Here is a 19,382-nt window from a genome sequence, read left to right on the forward strand (position 1 = left end):
CGTAAGCAGCTGTCACCAAACCCTGCACCAGGCCCCGACGTCCAGCACCTGATCGAGGTCGTGTACACGCGAGCGAGGCACGACCGCACCATAGTGGAGCAGGTGCTCCACTACAAGAGTCAGGCCCTGCCGACACTCGGCACCGCGATCAACACCGGCAGAACACCGCCGATGCCAAGCGCCGCCGACATCGGCAGCAGGGGAGCGGTCACCCGGAAAACACCACCACGAGCACCGAACCCCGCAACGGACACCTCGCCACCGCCGCGCACACAGGAAGACCCTCGCGCAAGACCCGACCGAACTGCACCGGATCCTGCACGAGGGCAACCAGACCGTCGACGCCATCGCCGAAACGACGCTCGACGAAGTGCGCTCAGCGAGGCACACCCGCCACCGACGCGGTCGACAACCTCCCATCCCGCATCGAAGCCACCCCGTCCACCGACTCCAGATACTCCGTATCGTGCGTGACCATCACCGTCGCCACCTGATGATTGCGCGTGATCTCGCCCAACAGCTCCACGATCCGCGCACCGCGATCATGATCCAACGCCGCCGTGGGCTCATCCACCAGCAACACCGACGGACCACCCACCAGCGCCCGCGCGATGTTCACCCGCTGGCGCTCACCACCGGACAACTGGTGCGGACGCCGATGCTGCTTGCCGTCCAACCCCACCGTGGCCAGCAGGTCCGACGCCTCCGCCCGATACCGCTTCGGCGAACCACCCCGCATATGCCGCATCGCCACCAACTGCTCGATCGCCGTCAACGAACTCACCAGATTCGGCTGCTGGAACACGATCCCGACCTCGTCCAACCGCAACCGCGTCCGCTCCGCCGCCGACAACCCACTGGCATCGACCCCGCCGACCAGCACCGACCCCGAATCCGGACGCTGCAGCGTCGCCGCCACCGCCAGCAGACTCGACTTGCCCGACCCCGACGGGCCCGCAACCGCCTGAAAGCGACCCGGATCCACCCGCAGCGACACCTCGTCCAACGCCGTCAACGCCCGATCCCCATCCGGATACGTCAACCGCACATTCCGCAGATCCACACTCATCGCACAGCTCCCAACGCCGTCAGCGGGTCCACCGCCGTGATGCGCCGCACCGCCAGCACAGCACCCACCAGACCCAGCACGATCATCAAACCGACCGGCAGCACCGTGGTCACCGCCGTCAACTGGAACGGCACCACCGACTGGGCCAACGCACCCAGCCCGACACCGGCGACACCACCGACACCGGCACCGATCACCAGCACGATCACCGACTGCGCCAACGAATCGCGCAGCAGATACCCCGTCGAACCACCCAACGCCTTCAAGATCGCGATATCCCCGCTGCGCTGGATCGTCCACACCGTCATGAACGCCCCGATCACCAGCGCCGAAATCGCGTACAAGAACGCCTGCATCATCAGCAGCGACCCGTTCTCTGACGAATACGCCGCAATCCCGGACAAGCTCTCCGACGTCGTCGCCGACACCGTGCCCACCTGCCCGTCGACCGCCGCAGGATCGGCACCGTCAGCCAGATCCGCCGCGACCACCGTCGCCACCGGATCACCCGCCTTCGGCGGCGCCACCTGCGACCACGTGTCCAACGACGTCCACACCACCGGCGTGTGGCTGTAGTACTGCGACTCCACCACCGACGAGATCCGCAGCGGAACCCCGCCCGCCTGCACCTCGTCACCGACCTGCATCCCGGTCTCGGTGGCCAGCTCCTCACTGATCACCAACGACCCGTCCGACACCGGCTCGGGCGCCAACCCGTCCGAACCGCGCACCCCGAACACCGTGGCCGAATCACCACCCGAGGCACCTTCCAACCGGGTCTGCGCGATCCCCAACGGGGCGGCACTGTCCACCCCCGGCGACTGCGCATACGCATCGACCTGCGCACCGGTGACCGAACTGTCCTCAAAAGACACCTCGGGTTCTTCCGCGGCACCAGCGGTGCCGAAAGCGACATGACTCGCGGGCAGCTCATCGATCGCCGACGTCGACTGATGGGCCAACCCAGCGGTCAACCCCGACAACAGCACGATCAACAGCGTGATCAACCCGACGACCGAGCCCATCAACGCGAAACGCCCTCGGGCGAAGCGAATATCACGGATCGCGAGGAACACTGGAGTTCAACTTTCGTTCGGTGTCCAATTCCGCCATCCACACTGGCCGAACACGCCCGCCCCGCCATCGCAGGACAGGTTGATCCGCACCGACCCACCCGGTGCACACCCGGCTCAACCGAACGAACGATGCGCGCCCGACACCCCGCCCGGCACGCTGAACACACCTATGCTGTCCCCAGTGCCGCACACCCCCACCACCAGCAACGACGACCGGCCCACCGCAGGCGTCATCCTGCGCCTGCTGCGCATCGCACTGCACACCGGCTTCGTCCTGCTGCTGGCCATCGCCACCACCCGCGTGTTCCTCACCCACTCCGCGGGCCCCGCCAGCCTGCTGGCCCTGACCGGATCAGCCCTGCTCGCCGCCGCCTACCTCACCGGCGCCACCACCGGCCGCACCCAGCACAACCGCACCGCCGCCATGACCTGGCTGGCCATCGTCACCGCCCTGTGGGCCGCCCTGCTGGTCACCAGCCCCGACTACTCCTGGGTCGCCTTCCCACTGTTCTTCCTGCACCTGCACCTGCTGCGCGGCTGGCACGCCATCACCGCCGTGGCCGCCATCACCGGCCTGGTCATCACCACCCAAACCCTGCACACCGGCTTCGCCACCGGCACCACCATCGGCCCGCTCATCGGCGCCGCCTCCGCGATCGTCATCGCCCGCGGCTACCAAGCCATCTACCACGAAAGCCGCCGCCGCCAAGAACTCATCGACGACCTCACCCGCACCCGCAGCGAACTCGCCACCACCCAGCACCAAGCAGGCGTGGCCGCCGAACGCGAACGCCTCGCCCGCGAAATCCACGACACCCTCGCCCAAGGCCTCTCCAGCATCATCCTGCTGCTGCGCGCCGCCGACACCGCACTACCCCCCGACGCCGACAAAGCCCGCTCCCGCATCACCGAAGCCGAACGCACCGCCACCGACAACCTCTCCGAAGCCCGCCGCTTCGTCCGCGACCTGCGCCCACCCTCACTCACCGAGAACTCCCTGCCCCAAGCCCTCGAACGCCTCTGCCGGCACACCGAACACGACACCGGCATCCACTGCCACCTGCGCATCGACGAAGGCACCACCGCACTACCGGCCACCTACGAGATCGCCCTGCTGCGCGCCGCCCAAGCCACCCTCAGCAACGTCACCCGCCACGCCCGAGCCACCACCGCCGTGATCACCCTCGGCCTGCTCGACACCGAAGTCACCCTCGACATCTACGACGACGGCACCGGCTTCGACCCCGACACCACCCGCCCTCGCGACGACGGCAGCGGCTACGGCCTCCTGGCCCTGCACGAACGCATCACCGCACTCGGCGGCCGCATGACCATCGAATCCACCCCCGGACACGGCACCGCCGTGGCCATCGGACTCCCACTGACCGGCCAGGACACCTGATGACCCTGCGCATCCTGCTCGTCGACGACCACCCCGTCGTCCGCCACGGCCTGCGCGCCATGTTCGACGACCGCGACGACATGACCGTCACCGCCGAAGCCACCGACGGCCAAGCAGCCATCGACACCCTCACCACCACCGACATCGACATCGTCCTCATGGACCTGCAAATGCCCACCGGCATGGACGGCGTCACCGCCACCCGCACCATCACCAGCACCGGCGGCCCACCCGTGCTCGTGCTCACCACCTACGACAGCGACGCCGACATCCTCGCCGCCGTCGAAGCCGGCGCCACCGGCTACATGCTCAAAGACACCCCACCCGACGAACTCGCCGAAGCCGTCCAACGCGCCGCCGCCGGCCAGACCGCCCTCGCACCCCACGTCGCCGCACGCCTGCTCGGACACCTGCGCGAACCCCGCCCTGCACTGAGCCCCCGCGAAGTCGAAATCCTCAAACTCCTCGCCCAGGGCCTGTCCAACCGCGCCCTGTCCAAACAGCTCTACATCAGCGAAGCCACCGTGAAGACCCACCTGGTGCACATCTACGACAAGCTCGGCGTCGACAACCGCACCGCCGCCATCACCACCGCCCTCGACCGCGGCATCATCCGCCCCCGCTGACCGACGAGGCACCGCCACACCAGGGGAGCGGCCCCACGAGCGCACTCACCCCTGCAGCAACGCCCGCCCGACCGCCGACAACCGCACCCCACCCGGCACCGGCTCCACCAACCCCAACTGCCGCAACCGCCACACGTCCGACTTGCACCGCGCCACCGGACGCCCCCACTCGGCAGCCACCTCCGCCACCCGCACACCGGGACGACGCCCCACCAACTCCAACACCCACCACGTCCAGCCACCCCGCGCCGCCGACACGTCCAACCGCGCCAACTCCCGCACCAACCGGTCCCGCTCACCGGACGACAACACCACCGGCCGATCCCGCTCGGACTCCTCCCGCCCAGCAGGCCCCAGATACCGCAACCCGACCCGGAACACCGACCCCGACCCACGCTCCGCCAGCATCGACCGCAACCCGGCCGCCGAGGAAAACCCCGCCAACCGCGCCTCCGGCTCATCGATCGACGCCAACCCGACCCGCCGCACCGACTCCACACCGACCAGCCCCACCGGCGTCACCAACCGCGAACCCGGCTCCAACAGCGGCTCACCCCACCGGAAGAACACCACACCGATCTCACCGGACCGCACCCCACGCAGCACCCGAGCACTCAGCAGCACACCACCACGCTACGACCCGCCGCACCGACTACCACCGCACCCGACATCGCGCGACAATCCAGCCATGCTCCAGGCATGCCTCAACGGCGCCCGCACACCCCGCGAACACCACCACCTGCCCACCAGCCCGGCAGACCTGGCAGCAGCCGCCGCCGACGCCGTCGCCGCAGGCGCCACCGACCTGCACCTGCACCCGAAAACCCCCGACGGCGCCGACAGCCTCGAACCCCACCTCGTGGCCGCCACCCTGCGCGCCGTCCGCGCCGCCGCACCCACCACCCCGATCGGCATCACCACCGGCGCCTGGACCACCCCCGACCCGCACACCCTGCTGCGCAGCATCCGCGCCTGGACCGTCCTGCCCGACCACGCCTCGGTCAACTGGCACGAACCCGCCGCCGACGACATCGCCACCGCCCTGCACCGACGCGGCATCGGCATCGAAGCCGGCATCCACTCCGGCACCGGCGCCGAAACCCGCCTGCGCACCTCACCACTGCGCCACCACCTGCTGCGCGTGCTCGCCGAAGTCAACGACCCCACCACCCGCGCAGCCACCACCGCAGCCGGACTGCTCGACCGCCTGCACCCGGCACCGGCGCCCGTCCTGCTGCACGGCACCGCCGCAGGCGCCTGGCACGTCCTCGACCTGGCCGTCGACCGCGGACTCGACACCCGCATCGGCCTCGAAGACACCCTGCTGCTGCCGGACGGAACCATCGCCACCGACAACGCCGAACTCATCCGCACCGCCGCGCGTCGACTCGATCGATCGGAGCTTCCATGACCGACCTGCAACGGCTCGTCGACCTGATGCCGCTGGCCTCGGAGCTCGACGTGCGGTTGGACGCCGCCGACCCCGACGAGGTCCGCGGCCACCTCGCCTGGGCACCCCGGCACACCACCGCAGGCGGCATCCTGCACGGTGGCGCCGTGATGGCCCTCGCCGACAGCGTCGGCGCGATCTGCGCCCACCTCAACCTGCCCGAAGGGGCCGGCACTGCCACCATCGAATCCAAGACCAACTTCTTCAGCGCTCTGCGCGAAGGCCACCTGCACGCCATCAGCCGCCCGCTGCACGTCGGCACGACCGTCATCACCGTGCAGACCGAGCTGCTCGACGACACCGCCCGCCGCATCGCGCACACCACCCAGACCCAAGCGGTGCTGCCCCGCTGACCCGGCGCACAGGGGAGGGGAGCGCACCACCGGGGGGACCTGCGGCGAGAACCCGTCCACACGGCGTGTCCTCGTTGTGGCACACCCGACACTGCCAGTACTGAGGACACCAACCCGGCTACCTTCGACGGTGCCGGGTGTGCGCACCCGCGGTCGTGCAACGCCGCCGACCGGCGCAGCACCACGGCAACCGAAAGGCGTTCCCATGACCGTATCCAGCGAATCCGCGATCATCACACGCCTGCGCGCCGCCGGCTGCGTCTTCGCCGAGGACGAGGCCCGACTGCTGCTGTCCGAAGCGCCCACCCACGACGAACTCGCCGACATGGTCCAACGCCGCACCAGCGGACTGCCGCTGGAGCAGGTGCTGGGCTGGGCGCAGTTCTGCGGCCTGCGGATCCGGCTCGCGCCCGGGGTGTTCGTCCCGCGGCGCCGCACCCAGTTCCTCGTGCGCCAAGCCGCCGCGCTGGTGCGCCCGGGGCCGGTCGTGGTCGACCTGTGCTGCGGATCGGGGGCCGTGGGGGCGGCGCTGTCCGCCTCGCTGCGCGACATCGTGCTGCACGCCGCCGATCTGGACCCGGTCGCCGTGGCGTGCGCGCGCGGCAACCTGCCCGCCGGGGCCGAGGTGCACCGGGGTGATCTGTACCAGGCGCTGCCGCACCGCCTGCGCGGCACGATCGGCCTGCTGACCGTCAACGCCCCGTACGTGCCCAGCGACGACATCGCGATGCTGCCCCCGGAGGCCCGCGCCCACGAGCCGCGGACCGCGTTGGACGGTGGCGCCGACGGCTTGGACGTGCTGCGTGAAGTCGGGGTGCAGGCGGTGCGCTGGCTGGCCCCGGGTGGTCACGTGATCGTGGAGGCAGGGGAGCAGCAGGCGCTGCAGCTGGCGGAAGTGTTCGCCCGCAGCGGGCTGATCCCGCGCACGGCCAGTTCGGCCGATCTCAACGCGACGGTGGTCATCGGCACGCGGCCGGCTGCCGGGGCACCGGAGCATCCGGCGCCGCGGGGTATCGAGTTGAACTGACCGCACGGCGCTCCGAGTGGGCAAGCGGGGAGCGGCTTCTCCTCCTTTACTTAACATAATGTATCTTATCGGCACTGTGTCGACCTGGAGGTCATCGGCCGGAGAGGGGTCTCGGCGGCCGTTTCGCGGTCCGCAGTTCGCGCAGCGGCCAGGGGCGCCGTCGGGCTCAGCGGTCCTTCGGTTCGGGCGCGCGGGGTCGTTGGTCGCCTCGAAGGTGCCGTGGCTTCCGCGGACGGCTCGCTCGGTCACCGGCTGCGTCGAGGACGCTCGCCCGACCCCGACTTACCGCGATCATCCCGAGCGGGCTCGCCACGCGGATTTGCGTCACTGTGACGAATATATCCCTGCTGAACGGGTCGAACGACGTCCAGGGTGCGCGGGCATCCGCGGCGGATCGACGGCGGGCGCGCATCGCTGCCGGAGTCCCGGCGCACCGGCCGGCAGCCCGGAGCAGGCTGTGTCCGCGCGGCGGTGCACCCGCGCGGTGAACGACTCCGGCGGGCGCCACCGATTCCGGTGTCGGGCACCGGGATCCCCCGCCGAACGAGGCACCGGAACCTCTCTCCAATTGATGGATAATCAACGTTATCCATCAATGTCGCGGTTCCGGCTGCGGAGACCGCGAGGCCGGTCGAGCCGTTCCGCCCGCATCCGTTCTTCTGTATTCGGCCCGCCGGCGCAGCACTCTCCCACTCCCGCAGCGCCACCCGACTCCTCGACGCTCCCCCGTGCTTCCCCCGAGCCCCTACCCTCCCCCGTTCGGGTGCACTACCGGGTCGTCGCTCGGTGTCCCGATGACGCCACCGCCCCGCGCTGGTCTGGTCCGCACACAGGCACCCACGACATCGGAGGCGACCGTGCGCACGCTCGCGATCACTCAGAACATCACCCTGGACGGCTCCATCGAGATGCTCGACGACTGGTTCGATCCCCAGGGCGGCAACGACGTTCAGTCGGCGGACCTGCTCGCCGAGCTGCACCGGCAGGACGAGTCCGCGGACGGGCTGCTGCTGGGCCGCCGGACGTTCGAGGACTTCCGCGGATACTGGCCGCAGCTACACGACGACCCCACCGGCATCAGTGCCTACCTCGACCAGGTCGCCAAATACGTGGTGTCGACGACGATGACCGACCCGGCCTGGAGCAACACCGAAGTGCTCGCCGGGGACCCGGTGCGCGAGGTGGCCGCGCTCAAACAGCGCGCCGGCGCGGACATCGTGTGCACCGGCAGCATCCAGCTGTGCCACGCGCTGATCGAGGCGCGTCTCGTCGACGAGTACCGGCTGTTCACCTTCCCCGTGGTGCAAGGGCGCGGGCGTCGCCTGTTCCCGGAGCGCCTGCAGATACCGACGCTGCGGATGCAGGAAGCGAAGTCGTTCCGCGGCGGCGTCGTGTTCACGCGCTACACGGCCAGCTAGCCGGACGACGCGAGGCAGCGTGCGCATCGGCGGCAGTGCGGCGGCCGCAAGGTCGTGTTCGGCCGCTGCGGGCGGGCAGCCGTGCTCGGTTCTGGACCTGCGGCCGGCGTGGGGATCGACACAGCCTGCGCCGCCGTTGCCGCAAATACCCTGTAGTCGGATGACGATCGAGAAGAGAGATTTCGTTGACCGACACGACCGATCCGGCCGCCGGCTACTTCGAACGGCTCGGCGCGCACAGTTTCACACCGACCGCCGACACCAGCGGCGCGTGGCACAGCGATGAGCAGCACTTCAGCCCGCTGGGCGGGCTCATCGTCCACGAGATCGAGCAGGTGCGAGCCGCCGAGGGGCGTCCCGACCTGCTGCTGAGCCGCATCAGCTTCGACATCCTGGGCAAGATCGACCTGAACGATTTCGACGTCCACGTGGAGACGCTGCGGCCGGGCCGCACCATCGAGTTGGTGGAAGCCACCGCGGTCATCGCCGGCCGGGCGGTGGTCCGGGCACGGGCCTGGTTCCTCGCGGCGCAGGACACCGGCACCGTCGCGGGTGGTGCGCCGGACCCGCTGCCGGCGCCCGAGTCGGTGCAGCCCTGGCCGCTGAGCGACCTCTGGCCCGGTGGGTTCATCGCCTCGGTGGACGCGCGGGCCGTCGGCACACCGCAACCCGGGCGCACCACGGCTTGGATCTCCACTCCCCTCGATCTGGTGGCCGGTGAGTCGGCCAGCCCGCTGGCGTCCTACGTGGCACTGGTCGACACCGCCAACGGGATCGCCGTGCGGCAGGACCCGACCGAGTGGATGTTCCCCAACGTCGACCTGACGATCCACCTGCACCGCCAGCCGGAAGGCCGGTGGACCGGGCTCGACACCAACGTCGTGTTCGGCAGCGACGGGACGGGCCTCACCAGCACCGTTCTCCACGACACCGGAGGCCCCGTGGGCCGCGCGGAGCAGATCCTGTCGGTCCGCTCGTTGACGCAGTAGGGATATCGCGGAGGTCGTGACTCGCGTGCTCGCGGCGCGGTGGCTCGTTGGTGCCGGAACTCGCTGCAGCATCGCGGGCGGCAGTAGGGCCTTCCGCACGAGTTTCTCCCAGGAGCGTCGGAGCAGCCGCGACCACCGGATCGGGGCCGGTTGGGGTGGTGGTGCTCTGTCGGCGTGGTCTCCCCTACTGCCCTGCCGGTGATTCGTGCTGCAGCCGTACCACGAGCACCGGACATGGTGCGATGTGCAGGAGCGCGCGGCTGGTGGAGCCGAGCAGCATGCCGGTCATGCCGCCGCGGCCGCGGCTGCCGACGACGATGAGTTGGGCGGTGGCGGCGTGGTTGGCGAGGTAGCGCACCGGGCGGTCGCGTTCGACGACGCGTTGCACGGAGACGTCGGGGTACTGCTCGTGCCAGCCGGCGAGTCGTTCGGCGAGGACTTCTTCCTCACGCTGGCGCAGTTCGTACCAGTCCTCGATCTGGCCCCAGACCTCGTCGACGGCCGTGTCGCTGTAGACGTGCACGGCGATCAGTCCGACGCCGCGGGCGGAGGCTTCGTCGAAGGCGGTGCGCAGTGCGGGGTCGCTGAGCGCGGAACCGTCGACGCCGACGATGACCGGTGCGGTGGGGTCGGGTCGGCTGGTGGAGGGGATCACGGCGGCCGGGCAGTGTGCGCGCATGGCCACGGTTTCGGCGGTGGAGCCCAGTGGCAGGTGGGTGCCGGTGTTGTCGGCCAGTCCGCGGTTGCCGACGGTGATGCGTTCGGCGCCGGTGGAGGCTTCGATGAGTTCGGTGGCGGGTTTTCCGCGGGTGATGCGGGTTTCGGTGTTGGCTCCGGCGTCGGTGGCGATCTGCTGGGCCTGCTGCAGCCAGCGGGTGTTGCGGGCGAGGTCGGGTTGGGTGGCGACGCTGATCAGGTGCAGGGTGGCCTCGTGCAGGACGGCGTCGTGGGCTGCCCAGGTCAGGGCGTTGAGGGCGGTTTCCGAGCCGTCGATGCCGACGAGGTGGGTGGTGGCCATGCGCGCCTTCCTGGGGTGGGTGCGGTCAGGTGAGCAGATCGGTCGGGTCGCGGCGGGGTGTGGCGGGGACGGGTGGTCCGTAGCCGATGCGCAGGACGGCGGCGGGTGGGGCGCCGAGTAGGTCGTGCAGCTGCTGGCGGGTGGTGGGGTCTTCGACGATCTGGGACAGGAACGAGGTGGCCAGGCCGCGGGCGGTGGCTTGCAGGAGGGTGCGCTGCATGGCTTGGCCTGCGCGCAGGTCGGCTTTGTGTCCGGTGTCGGTGGTGGTGAGCACGGCGATGAGCGGGTCGTCTTCGAAGTCCTTGCCGGGGGTGCGGGTGCCGGCGTTGCCGCGGGAGAAGTCGCGCAGCACCCATTCGTCCTGGGGTTCGGGGCGGGGCCCGGTCGAGGTGGCGGGTACGCCGTCGGCGGTGGTCGGGTCGCGTCCGGTCCAGGTGGCGAATTCGGTGCGGATGCCGGGGTCGTCTTGCTGGGTGTGGTGGGCGTGCCGGGCCAGGCGCAGGAGTGGGGCGCGTTGGTCGCGGTCGATGGGGTGCAGGGTGGCGTGTTCGGTGTCGGCGGCGGCGCGCAGGGCGTGCAGGTCGGTGGTGGGCACGGGTTCGGGGCGGAAGGGTTTGCGGGTGGTGCGGCGTTGGGTGATGGCGCGGTAGAGGGCGGTGTCGGTGGGGGCCGCGATCTGGCCTGCGGTGTGGATGGCGGCCAGCGTGGTGCTGTCGGGGCCGTGCGGGAGCAGGGTGGTCTGCGGGCGTAGGCCGTGTTGCTGCAGGGCCAGGCGGAGGTTGAGGACGGCAGCGCCGCAGGCCAGGCGGAGTTCGCGGTCGTCGGGGTCGGTGTGCGGGAGGCGTCGCTGCGGGTCGGCGTGGACTTCGAGGACGTCGGGGTGCGGGGTGAAGCGCCAGGGTTGGGTGTTGTGCAGGGAGGGTGCGCGGCCGGCGAGGGCGAGCAGGTCGCGGGTCTGCTCGGTGGTCAGGCCCAGGGTCGGGGGGATTGCGCGCATGGGTGTCTTCCCGGTGGTGGTGGGGTGGGTGCAACTCTGGCACCGGGTGTGGGGGTTCGCATGCGGGCGCGGGGTGCTGGTCGCGCGGTGGGTGGGTCGTGGTGGCCCGGTGGTGGCGGTTTGTTGCCAAGCTTTTTCGCGGGTTGGTGGTGGCGTGCAGGCTTTGGCGGGATCGCTGTCGGCGATCGGTTCCGTCTGGGTCTGGAGTGAACATGTGGGTGTGGAATCCGTTGGCGCGCCGTGGTTTTCTTGCTGGTGGTCTGGCTGTGACGGCGGCCGGGGTGTGCGGGGTGCCTGCGGCGGCGGTGCGGCGGCCGGGTGTGGCGGCGCCGTCGATCTCGTCGACGTCGGACTGGGGTGCGCGGGAGGCGTCGGGGGCGATCGAGGTGCTCGACAGCGCGCCGGACAAGATCGTGGTGCACCACACGGCGACGCCGAACAGCGAGGACACGTCGCAGGAGCAGGCGTTCGCGCTGGCGCAGCAGGTGCAGGAGTACCACATGGACTCCAACGGGTGGGTTGATACGGGGCAGAACTTCACGAACTCACGGGGCGGGTATCTGCTGGAGGGGCGGCATCAGAGCCTGGCGGCGCTGGAGTCGGGTTCGCAGCACGTGGTGGGTGCGCATGCCGGGGAGCAGAACTCGGTGTCGTTGGGTATCGAGAACGAGGGGACGTATTCGCAGGCCGAGGTTCCGGCGGCGTTGTGGGAGTCGTTGGTGGAGTTGTGCTCGTACATGGTCGGGCAGTACGGGATCGGTGCGGGTGAGATCTACGGGCATCGGGATTTCATGTCGACGGCGTGTCCGGGGGATGTGCTCTACGCGCGGTTGCCGGAGTTGCGCGAGGCGGTGGCGGCTGCCGTGGGTGGTGTGGCGGTGGATCCGGTGGTGTGGCCGTTGGTGCGGGGTGGTTCGCGGGGGCCGGTGGTCAGCGCGTTGCAGTGGTTGTTGCGGTCGGGTGGGGCCGAGGTGCCGGTGGATGGTGTGTTCGACGCGCGGACGGGTCGGGCTACTGCGGGGGTGCGGGGTGGTTCGGCGTCGTGTTTCGCGACGCGGGTAGCGGAGCCGGATGTGTTCGGTGGTCGGGATTGGGCGCGGTTGGCGCCGGTGGTGTCGGGGGGTTCGGGTGCTGCGGTGCGGGCGGTGCAGGTTCTGTTGACGTGGCGTGGTTTCGCGGTGGGTGAGCAGGGTCGGTTCGATCGGCGTACGGCGTCGTCGGTGCGGGAGTTTCAGGCGTCGGTGGGGGTTGCGGTGTCGGGGGTGGTCGATGAGGGGACGTGGTTGCGGTTGTTGGCGCGGTGATCGGTGACGTGATGGGGCGGGGTGCCGGGTGGTGCCCTGCCTTTGTGGTGGGCCCCGCCTTTGTCGTGGGCCCCGCCTTTGTCGTGGGGTGGGTGCGGAGTTGCCGGGGTCGGGGTGGTCTCGCATGCTTCGGTGGTCGTTTTTGGTCAGCTGTCGGGGAGCGTGAGTTGTATGGCGGCGTGCGAGGTGTGCGGCAACGACTACTGGTTGGCGTTCGATGTGCACACGGTGGGCGGTTTCGTGCACACGTTCGATTCGTTCGAGTGTGCGGCGGAGCGGTTGGCGCCGCGGTGCGAGCACTGCGGGTGCCGGATCTTGGGGCATGGCCTGGAGGCGAGTGGTCGGTTCTTCTGCTGCGCGCATTGCGCGCGGGAGTCGGGTGTTGATGTTGCGGAGGGGCTGCGGGATGCGGTGGGGGCGCATCCGGGTTGACAGGTGGGCTGCGGGTGTGGGTCGGGTGTACCGACGCTGTGAACAGTCGTTACACGTTCGTTACCTCACCCCGGAAACACCGCTCCGGCCTGCGTCGATATGCTGGGTGAGACACCTTCAGCCCGTCCGGTTCACCCCGGATGTCGTGTTCCATGACTTGACAGCGGGCTCCGGGTGTGTCGATTGATTCCCCTCGGAACGCAGTGGAGGACCGAAATGGCAGGTCTGGTTCGCTGGCTGGGTGGTATGGCGCGCGAGATGCAGCGGGCCCGCACCGTGATGCGGAACCCGCAGCCGGACGCCGCCACCCAGCACCGCATCGGGCGCTGACACCCGTCAGCCCCGAGGACCACCTCAAACCGGCTGAGAGTGGTTGACCGTCGGGTCGAGGGGCGGCCTGGCCGCTACCGGAACACCAAGGCAACAACGACAGCCACGACCAAGCATGCTCTAGCGGCCGTCGCGATGACTTGCTGAACAGCGCACCGGGCCCGGGCTGCGGCATCGTCCGCACCCGGGCCCGGTTTTCGTATCCCTGCCCCGGGTGGTGCGTCGAGCCCGCTCCCCTGCCCTGCAGCGACCGCCTGCGCACCCCGCAGCGCCGAGTCGGCGATACTGCCGCCATGACCGAATTCCTGACCCCACAACAGCTCGCGCGGCGCACCGGCGCGGCCGTGGACGCGGCTGTTGCGGCAGGACGTGAGCGCGGCCTGACCGTCACCGATGCCGAAGTGCTGCACGACCTGTTCTCCGTGGTCGTGCACCTGTCCCCTGCCCCGGTCGTGGCCCGGATCCCGACCGTGCTCGCGCCCGGGACCGATCCCGCCGAGATGGCCCGCCGCCAGCAGGCCGAACTGGACGTGACCCGGTGGCTGGACGAGCAGGGCACGCCCGTGCTCGCGCCCAGTCCGCTCGTGCCGCGCGAACCGGTGCGGCGCGACGGGTTCTGCCTGACGTTGTGGCAGTTCGTCGAACAGGTCGCCGACACCGAACCCGATTACGTGGTCAACGCCGAGCGCACCGCCGAGCTGCACGCCGCGCTGCGGTCGTATCCGGGGCGGCTGCCGTTCCTGTCGGCGGCCGATCCGGACTCGATCACCGCGAGCTTGCACGCGCTCGACGATCGGCCGGATCTCGCCGCGGCCGCCGATGTGGACCGGGCGCGGCGGGAGTGGCAGGTGCTGGAGCCGCTGGTGCGGTCCCGCGCGGCCTTCGCCGACGCGTTCCCCGGCATCGATCTGCAGCCGCTGCACGGGGATTCGCCGCCGGCGAATCTGTTCGCCGGCGTGGACGGGTACCGGTTCGCGGACTTCGAACTGGTGACGTTCGGGCCGGTGGAGTGGGATCTGGCCGGGATCGGCCCGGAGCTCACGGCCGCCTACGACCGAGGTGCGCGTCGCGCCGGGATGCGCGAGCTGGACCCCGGGGTGCTGCGGTTCGTCAACGCGGTGGGGATGGTGCGGATCGTGGCCTCGTTGGCGCTGGTGCCGCAGCAGCCGGTGCTGGCGCAGTACCTGCAGCCGGCCGTCGAGCAGTGGCGGGACGCGCCGTTCGCCGGCGGTATGGCCGGCTGACCGCGCCGCGGCGCCCCGAGCGGGCCGGGGCACCGCGGCGCGGTGGGCTCAGGTCAGCGCGTGGCGGTGCTTGGCGGCCAGCTGCACGTAGTGGTCGGCGGACAGTGGCAGCGCGGCGCGTTCGTCGTCGGAGAGGTCGCGGCGCACCTTGGCGGGAGTGCCTGCCACCAGGGAGCCGGGTGGGATCTCGGTGCCTTCCAGCACGACGGCGCCGGCGGCGACCAGGGATCCGGTGCCGATGCGGGCGCCGTTGAGCACCACCGAGCCCATGCCGATCAGGCAGCCGGGTTCGACGGTGCAGCCGTGCAGCACGGCCTTGTGCCCGACGGTGACGCCCTCCGCGATGGCGGCGGGCAACCCGGGGTCGGCGTGCAGGACGCAGCCGTCCTGGATGTTGCTGGCTTCGCCGATGCTGATGTCCTCCTGGTCGCCGCGCAGCACGGCCGAGTACCAAACGCTGGCGCGCGGTCCCAGGTGCACGCGTCCGAGGACACTGGCGCCGGGGGCCACGAAGGCGTCCGGGTCGATGACCGGCTCGATGCCGTCCACGGCCATGATGTGGGGCTGGGGGTTCACTGCTCCTCCTGCCTGCCGCGTTGCTGGGCCAGCCAGCGCAGCGCGACGTCGGTGTGTCCGTCCACTTCTGCCTCGATGTCGTCGAGGAAGGTGCGGTCGCCGTGCGCGGCGAGCTCGGCCAGGACCTCCTGCGGGTCGCCGTGTTCGACCACGTCCAGCAGCTGCTGGTGGCGGGCCAGGTCTCCGCGCAGGTCTTCGGTGGGTTCGCGGGCGCGGCGGTTGCGGGCCATGGCCAGCATCAGCTGCAGCTGCAGGGACCGGTATCCGTCTTCGAGGCGGCGGTGGCCGGCCAGGCCCACCAGCGAGACGTGGAACCGGAAGGAGCGGTCGAGGTAGGTGGCCCGATCGTCGTCGCCGGCGGCATCGGCCATGCCGGCCAGTTCGGTGCGGCAGCGGTGCAGTCGCTCGGGGTCGGTGCAGGGCACGCCCAGGCGCACGGCCATGCGTTCGTATTCGCCGCGCAGGGTGACGATTTCGTAGATGTCGTGCAGCGTCAGCGGGGTGACGATGACGCCGCGGCGGGGTTGGGCTTGCACGAGTCCTTCGCGTTCGAGCACGCGCAGTGCTTCGCGCAGGGGCGGGCGGGAGATGCCGAGGGCGGTGGTCAGCCGGTTCTCCACGATCCGCTGGCCGCACAGCAGGTCTCCGCCAACGATCATGCGGCGCAGGGACGCGGCGGCGAGGTCGACGAGGCTGGGCGGGTGGGTGATCCGGCCGGGGGGATCGGTGGGTTCGGTCAACGACTGGTCCTTTGCGCGGGCCGGTGCCGGGTGGTGTCCGGGCCGGCGTCGGTGCGGGCTGCTCCGCCCGGCCCAACCTCCCGGGTCGCGGTTGTCAGGCGCGTTCTGCCTGCTGTAGACAAAAGTCAGGTGAGCGGTGTCACGGTACACCTCCGGCGTCGCGGGGAGCCACGCATGATCAGCAAGCCTCCGTTGCACGGTGTGCGCGTCGTGGAGATCGGTGCGTTCATGGCCGCGCCGTTCGCGGCGATGCAGTTGGCCGATCTCGGTGCCGAGGTCATCAAGGTGGAGAACCCCGATGGGGGTGATCCGGTGCGGCAGAGCGGTCCGTTCCTGGACGGATACAGCTCGCCGTTCGTGCGGTTGAACCGCAACAAGCGGTCGGTGGCGCTGGACCTCAAGGACGAGCAGGGGTTGGCGCTGCTGGAGCGGTTGCTGGGCACGGCCGATGTGCTGGTGCAGAACCTGCGCCCGGGGGCGTTGGCGCGGCTGGGGTTGGATTTCGAGCAGGTGCACGGCAGGCATCCGGGGCTGGTGTACGTCTCGGCGTCCGGATGGGGTCAGGACGGTCCGCTGGCGCCGCAACCGGGGCTGGACATCATGGCTCAGGCCCGGTCGGGGCTGATGAGCATCACCGGGGAGCCGCAGGCGGCGCCGACGAAGGTCGGGGTGCCGGTGTGCGATCTGGCGTGCGGGTTGTACTCGGCGTTGGCGGCGGTGGCCGCGTTGCGCGAGCGCGACAGCAGCGGGGTGGGGCAGCACGTGGACGTGTCGCTGTTCGAGTCGGGGGTGTCGTTGGAGGTGTGGGAGGCGGGCACGTTCTTCGCCACCGGCGAGTCGGGGCGTCGGCATGGTTCGGCGCATCAGAACAGCGCCCCGTATCAGGCGGTGCGCACGGCCGACGGGTGGGTGACGGTCGGGGCCACGACCGAGAAGACGTGGCCTGCGTTCTGCCGGGCGCTGGGTCTGGAGGGATTGCTGGACGAGCCGCGCTACGCGGGCTCCTACGAGCGTTACCGCCACCGGGAGGCGCTGATCGGTGAGATCGAGGTCGCCACGACCCGCCTGGGTACCGAGCGGATCGTGGCGCTGCTGGTGGAGGCCGGGGTGCCGTGCGCGCCGATCGCCGACACCGGCGCGGCGTTGACCGACGAGCACCTGGCCGAGCGGGATTTCTTCTGGGAGGCGCCGCATCCGGCGCTGGGGTCGGTGCGGCAGCTGGGTTCGCCGATGCGGATGTCGCAGTCGCCGGGTCGGCGGGAGTCGGCGGGCCCGGTGCTGGGTGCGGACACGGGTGCGGTGCTGGCGGAGTTGGGTGTGGATGCCGCGCAGTTGGATCGGTTGTGCGCGGCGGGATCGGTAGCGGTGGGGTGAGCGCGGTGTCCGAGGAGTTGCTGGTCGAGCGGTCCGGGTCGGTGCTGCACGTGCGGTTCCACCGCCCGGCGCAGCGCAATGCGTTGACCTGGGGCATGTACGAGGGGTTGTTGGCGGCCTGCGATCGGGCCGAGTCCGAGCAGGGTGTGCGGGTGCTGGTGTTGTCGGGGGGCCGGGAGGCGTTCGTGGCCGGCACCGATATCGCCCAGTTCCAGGAGTTCTGCGGCGGGCAGGACGGGGTGGACTACGAGCGGCACATGCAGCGGGTGCTGGACCGGGTGGAGGGGCTGCCGGTGCCGGTGGTGGCGGCGGTGTCCGGGTACTGCGTGGGTGCGGGGCTGGCGATCGCGGCGTGCTGCGATCTGCGGGTGGCTTCGACGACGGCACGGTTCGGGGTGCCGGTGGCGCGCACGTTGGGCAATTGCCTGTCGATGAACACCTATTCGCTGCTGGTGCACCATCTCGGGCCCGGGCGGGCGTTGGACATGCTGCTGCGGGCTCGGCTGCTGGATGCCGAGCAGGCGCTGGCGGCGGGGTTCGTCGGCGAGGTCTGCGCGCCGGAGGAGCTCGACGAGGTGGCCGCGCAGGTGGCGGCGCGGGTGTGCGAGCACGCGCCGTTGACGATGTGGGCGTCCAAGGAGGCGGTGCGGCGGTTGCGGGTGGCCGCGCTGCCCGACGGTGATGATCTCGTGCGGGCGGTGTTCGGCAGCGAGGACTTCCGGGGCGGGGTGCGGTCGTTCGTGGACAAGACCGAGTACCGCTGGCAGGGCCGGTGAGGGTGGGCGGCTTCAGCCCGCGCAGGCCGCGGCGATGGCGTGCGCGGTGTCGTCGCGGCAGCTGAACCGGTGGCGCAGGCCGGTGAGGTCGAGGAGTCTGCCCATGACCGGGCCGGGCACCACGTACAGGGCGGTGCCGCGCTGGTCGGTGCGGTGCTGGGCCTGCAGGAGCAGTTCCAGAGCGGCGCTGCCGCAGAAGGTCACGTCGGTGAGGTCGACGACCACGGCCGACAGGGTGGCGGCGGTGAGGCGTTGCCGGACGAGTTCGGTGAGCCGGGGGACGCCGGCGAGGTCGATGTCGCCGCCGACGCGGACCAGGACGATGCCGGGAGCGGGCCAGTCCACCGCCAGGCGCAGCGTCGAGCCGCGGGCGCCGGCGTGCACGGGCGGGTCGGCGGCGTGGCGCGGTGCCGCGATCGTCGGTGCCTCCGTGTTGGCCGCGGTGGCTCCGGATTCGGAAACGATCACATCAACTCCCTGGTGGGCGTGTCGCACGGGTCGTCTCGGCGGGGTGAGTCCGCCGCTTCCCCGGCCCGTTGCGCCCACGGTAGGAGCCGCTCGACAGCACCAACAAGGTTCGCCACGTTCGTGTTACCGCGGCCGGTTCGGGGTTCGCCGGAGTCGGGAGTCCCCGGCACCGGCCACCACTGTCCGTGCACGAATTCCCGGACCAGGTGATCACGGTGTCGGCACGAACGATCGACGGCTGCCGCGTCACGGGCAGCATCATCGGCTAGGTTGCGGGCATGGCACTGTCGAAACAGGAACGCGAGCAGTTCCTCGCCGAGCCGCACATCGGTGCGCTGTCGGTGCAGGAGCACACCGACCGGGGCCCGCTGATCGTGCCGATCTGGTACGAGTACGAACCGGGCGGGCCGCTGACCGTGCACACCGGCCCCGAGGCCCGCAAGGCGCACGCCATCCACGCGGCCGGCCGGTTCAGCCTGCTCGTGCAGCGCACCGCGCCGACCGTGCGCTACGTGTCGGTGGAAGGCCCGGTGACCGGCACCAGCACCGTCGACCGCGAACAGACCCGCCTGCTGGCGGCGCGCTACCTGCCCGCCGAGCTGGTCGCCGACTTCGTCGACTACCAGCACACCCAGCTCGGCGAGCACATCGCCATCCACATGCAGCCGCAGCGCTGGATCTCCTCCGACCTCGGCGCCTTCTGACCGCACCGC

Annotated in this window: 21 protein-coding genes; 13 read left to right on the forward strand and 8 right to left on the reverse strand. The window is 70.6% G+C overall.

The features are described 5' to 3' along the window. Positions 1 to 376 precede the first annotated feature (376 nt). Both IQ251_RS03685 and IQ251_RS03690 read right to left on the reverse strand, forming a co-directional pair. Positions 377 to 1,069 (reverse strand): ABC transporter ATP-binding protein, encoded by a 693-nt coding sequence (locus tag IQ251_RS03685; RefSeq protein ID WP_193927002.1) that lies wholly within the window; start codon positions 1,067 to 1,069, stop codon positions 377 to 379. Then, entirely contained in the window at positions 1,066 to 2,094 is a 1,029-nt protein-coding gene (locus IQ251_RS03690; RefSeq protein WP_228046092.1) for an ABC transporter permease, read from the reverse strand. The genes IQ251_RS03685 and IQ251_RS03690 overlap by 4 nt, the downstream gene beginning before the upstream one ends. 232 nt (positions 2,095 to 2,326) lie before the next feature. Between IQ251_RS03690 and IQ251_RS03695 the strand changes: the two genes are divergently transcribed. Both IQ251_RS03695 and IQ251_RS03700 read left to right on the forward strand, forming a co-directional pair. Beyond that, entirely contained in the window at positions 2,327 to 3,547 is a 1,221-nt protein-coding gene (locus IQ251_RS03695) for a sensor histidine kinase (protein ID WP_370591185.1), read from the forward strand. Next, positions 3,547 to 4,173, forward strand: coding sequence for a response regulator (locus IQ251_RS03700; RefSeq protein ID WP_193927005.1), 627 nt, complete (start codon positions 3,547 to 3,549; stop codon positions 4,171 to 4,173). Before IQ251_RS03695 ends, IQ251_RS03700 begins: the two co-directional genes overlap by 1 nt. Positions 4,174 to 4,218: 45 nt before the next feature. Here the strand turns inward: IQ251_RS03700 and IQ251_RS03705 are convergent, their stop codons facing one another. Continuing rightward, entirely contained in the window at positions 4,219 to 4,797 is a 579-nt protein-coding gene (locus IQ251_RS03705) for an ASCH domain-containing protein (RefSeq protein ID WP_193927006.1), read from the reverse strand. A gap of 64 nt (positions 4,798 to 4,861) precedes the next feature. Here IQ251_RS03705 and IQ251_RS03710 point away from each other — a divergent pair, with 64 nt between their 5' ends. The 5 genes from IQ251_RS03710 to IQ251_RS03730 all read left to right on the forward strand — a co-directional run bounded on the left by IQ251_RS03710 (position 4,862) and on the right by IQ251_RS03730 (position 9,410). Next, complete coding sequence (locus IQ251_RS03710) at positions 4,862 to 5,584, forward strand: 3-keto-5-aminohexanoate cleavage protein (RefSeq protein WP_193927007.1); 723 nt, start codon at positions 4,862 to 4,864, stop codon at positions 5,582 to 5,584. Further along, positions 5,581 to 5,976 carry a PaaI family thioesterase gene (locus IQ251_RS03715; protein WP_193927008.1) on the forward strand — a complete coding sequence of 132 codons (396 nt, stop codon included), beginning with the start codon at positions 5,581 to 5,583 and terminating at the stop codon, positions 5,974 to 5,976. The genes IQ251_RS03710 and IQ251_RS03715 overlap by 4 nt, the downstream gene beginning before the upstream one ends. A gap of 205 nt (positions 5,977 to 6,181) precedes the next feature. Beyond that, positions 6,182 to 7,003 (forward strand): putative protein N(5)-glutamine methyltransferase, encoded by an 822-nt coding sequence (locus IQ251_RS03720; protein ID WP_193927009.1) that lies wholly within the window; start codon positions 6,182 to 6,184, stop codon positions 7,001 to 7,003. 857 nt (positions 7,004 to 7,860) lie between these two features. Further along, positions 7,861 to 8,421, forward strand: a complete 561-nt coding sequence (locus IQ251_RS03725; protein WP_193927010.1) for a dihydrofolate reductase family protein — start codon at positions 7,861 to 7,863, stop codon at positions 8,419 to 8,421. A gap of 185 nt (positions 8,422 to 8,606) precedes the next feature. Then, complete coding sequence (locus tag IQ251_RS03730) at positions 8,607 to 9,410, forward strand: thioesterase family protein (protein ID WP_193927011.1); 804 nt, start codon at positions 8,607 to 8,609, stop codon at positions 9,408 to 9,410. A 184-nt stretch (positions 9,411 to 9,594) separates the two neighbouring features. On the opposite strand, the gene IQ251_RS03735 is transcribed toward IQ251_RS03730, so the two are convergent. Both IQ251_RS03735 and IQ251_RS03740 read right to left on the reverse strand, forming a co-directional pair. Further along, a complete protein-coding gene (locus IQ251_RS03735; RefSeq protein ID WP_193927012.1) occupies positions 9,595 to 10,428 on the reverse strand; it encodes a universal stress protein in 834 nt (277 codons plus the stop codon). 25 nt (positions 10,429 to 10,453) lie between these two features. Next, a complete protein-coding gene (locus IQ251_RS03740; RefSeq protein WP_193927013.1) occupies positions 10,454 to 11,425 on the reverse strand; it encodes an Acg family FMN-binding oxidoreductase in 972 nt (323 codons plus the stop codon). Between the two features lie 290 nt (positions 11,426 to 11,715). On the opposite strand from IQ251_RS03740, the gene IQ251_RS03745 reads away from it, so the two are divergent. From IQ251_RS03745 to IQ251_RS03750, 3 genes are all read left to right on the forward strand, one after another. Continuing rightward, complete coding sequence (locus IQ251_RS03745; RefSeq protein ID WP_370591186.1) at positions 11,716 to 12,729, forward strand: peptidoglycan recognition protein family protein; 1,014 nt, start codon at positions 11,716 to 11,718, stop codon at positions 12,727 to 12,729. 171 nt (positions 12,730 to 12,900) lie between these two features. Next, positions 12,901 to 13,161, forward strand: a complete 261-nt coding sequence (locus IQ251_RS19590; protein WP_228046112.1) for a metallothionein — start codon at positions 12,901 to 12,903, stop codon at positions 13,159 to 13,161. A 623-nt stretch (positions 13,162 to 13,784) separates the two neighbouring features. Beyond that, on the forward strand, positions 13,785 to 14,735 hold the full coding sequence (locus IQ251_RS03750) for a phosphotransferase family protein (RefSeq protein ID WP_193927015.1): 951 nt from the start codon (positions 13,785 to 13,787) through the stop codon (positions 14,733 to 14,735). 48 nt (positions 14,736 to 14,783) lie between these two features. On the opposite strand, the gene IQ251_RS03755 is transcribed toward IQ251_RS03750, so the two are convergent. Then, positions 14,784 to 15,290 (reverse strand): gamma carbonic anhydrase family protein, encoded by a 507-nt coding sequence (locus tag IQ251_RS03755; protein ID WP_193927270.1) that lies wholly within the window; start codon positions 15,288 to 15,290, stop codon positions 14,784 to 14,786. A gap of 17 nt (positions 15,291 to 15,307) precedes the next feature. Then, complete coding sequence (locus tag IQ251_RS03760) at positions 15,308 to 16,051, reverse strand: GntR family transcriptional regulator (protein WP_228046094.1); 744 nt, start codon at positions 16,049 to 16,051, stop codon at positions 15,308 to 15,310. Between the two features lie 174 nt (positions 16,052 to 16,225). On the opposite strand from IQ251_RS03760, the gene IQ251_RS03765 reads away from it, so the two are divergent. Both IQ251_RS03765 and IQ251_RS03770 read left to right on the forward strand, forming a co-directional pair. Next, on the forward strand, positions 16,226 to 17,425 hold the full coding sequence (locus tag IQ251_RS03765) for a CaiB/BaiF CoA transferase family protein (RefSeq protein WP_193927016.1): 1,200 nt from the start codon (positions 16,226 to 16,228) through the stop codon (positions 17,423 to 17,425). Between the two features lie 5 nt (positions 17,426 to 17,430). Continuing rightward, entirely contained in the window at positions 17,431 to 18,201 is a 771-nt protein-coding gene (locus tag IQ251_RS03770) for an enoyl-CoA hydratase/isomerase family protein (RefSeq protein ID WP_193927017.1), read from the forward strand. Between the two features lie 12 nt (positions 18,202 to 18,213). Here IQ251_RS03770 and IQ251_RS03775 read toward each other — a convergent pair whose 3' ends face one another. Beyond that, the gene (locus IQ251_RS03775; RefSeq protein ID WP_193927018.1) at positions 18,214 to 18,669 is read right to left on the reverse strand and encodes an STAS domain-containing protein; all 456 of its coding nucleotides are present in this window, start codon (positions 18,667 to 18,669) and stop codon (positions 18,214 to 18,216) included. A gap of 278 nt (positions 18,670 to 18,947) precedes the next feature. On the opposite strand from IQ251_RS03775, the gene IQ251_RS03780 reads away from it, so the two are divergent. Beyond that, positions 18,948 to 19,373 (forward strand): pyridoxamine 5'-phosphate oxidase family protein, encoded by a 426-nt coding sequence (locus tag IQ251_RS03780; protein WP_193927019.1) that lies wholly within the window; start codon positions 18,948 to 18,950, stop codon positions 19,371 to 19,373. Positions 19,374 to 19,382 lie beyond the last annotated feature (9 nt).

Origin of the sequence: Saccharopolyspora montiporae, from assembly GCF_015209505.1 — a bacterium.
In the GTDB taxonomy this organism is placed as follows: Bacteria; Actinomycetota; Actinomycetes; order Mycobacteriales; family Pseudonocardiaceae; genus Saccharopolyspora; species Saccharopolyspora montiporae.

Coding starts and splice junctions, on each gene's coding strand:
- IQ251_RS03685 (WP_193927002.1), bottom strand. CDS start 1,069: ATGAGTGTGGATCTGCGGAATGTGCGGTTGACGTATCCGGATGGGGAT.
- IQ251_RS03690 (WP_228046092.1), bottom strand. CDS start 2,094: ATGGGCTCGGTCGTCGGGTTGATCACGCTGTTGATCGTGCTGTTGTCG.
- IQ251_RS03700 (WP_193927005.1), top strand. CDS start 3,547: ATGACCCTGCGCATCCTGCTCGTCGACGACCACCCCGTCGTCCGCCAC.
- IQ251_RS03710 (WP_193927007.1), top strand. CDS start 4,862: ATGCTCCAGGCATGCCTCAACGGCGCCCGCACACCCCGCGAACACCAC.
- IQ251_RS03715 (WP_193927008.1), top strand. CDS start 5,581: ATGACCGACCTGCAACGGCTCGTCGACCTGATGCCGCTGGCCTCGGAG.
- IQ251_RS03720 (WP_193927009.1), top strand. CDS start 6,182: ATGACCGTATCCAGCGAATCCGCGATCATCACACGCCTGCGCGCCGCC.
- IQ251_RS03735 (WP_193927012.1), bottom strand. CDS start 10,428: ATGGCCACCACCCACCTCGTCGGCATCGACGGCTCGGAAACCGCCCTC.
- IQ251_RS03740 (WP_193927013.1), bottom strand. CDS start 11,425: ATGCGCGCAATCCCCCCGACCCTGGGCCTGACCACCGAGCAGACCCGC.
- IQ251_RS19590 (WP_228046112.1), top strand. CDS start 12,901: ATGGCGGCGTGCGAGGTGTGCGGCAACGACTACTGGTTGGCGTTCGAT.
- IQ251_RS03750 (WP_193927015.1), top strand. CDS start 13,785: ATGACCGAATTCCTGACCCCACAACAGCTCGCGCGGCGCACCGGCGCG.
- IQ251_RS03755 (WP_193927270.1), bottom strand. CDS start 15,290: ATGGCCGTGGACGGCATCGAGCCGGTCATCGACCCGGACGCCTTCGTG.
- IQ251_RS03765 (WP_193927016.1), top strand. CDS start 16,226: ATGATCAGCAAGCCTCCGTTGCACGGTGTGCGCGTCGTGGAGATCGGT.
- IQ251_RS03780 (WP_193927019.1), top strand. CDS start 18,948: ATGGCACTGTCGAAACAGGAACGCGAGCAGTTCCTCGCCGAGCCGCAC.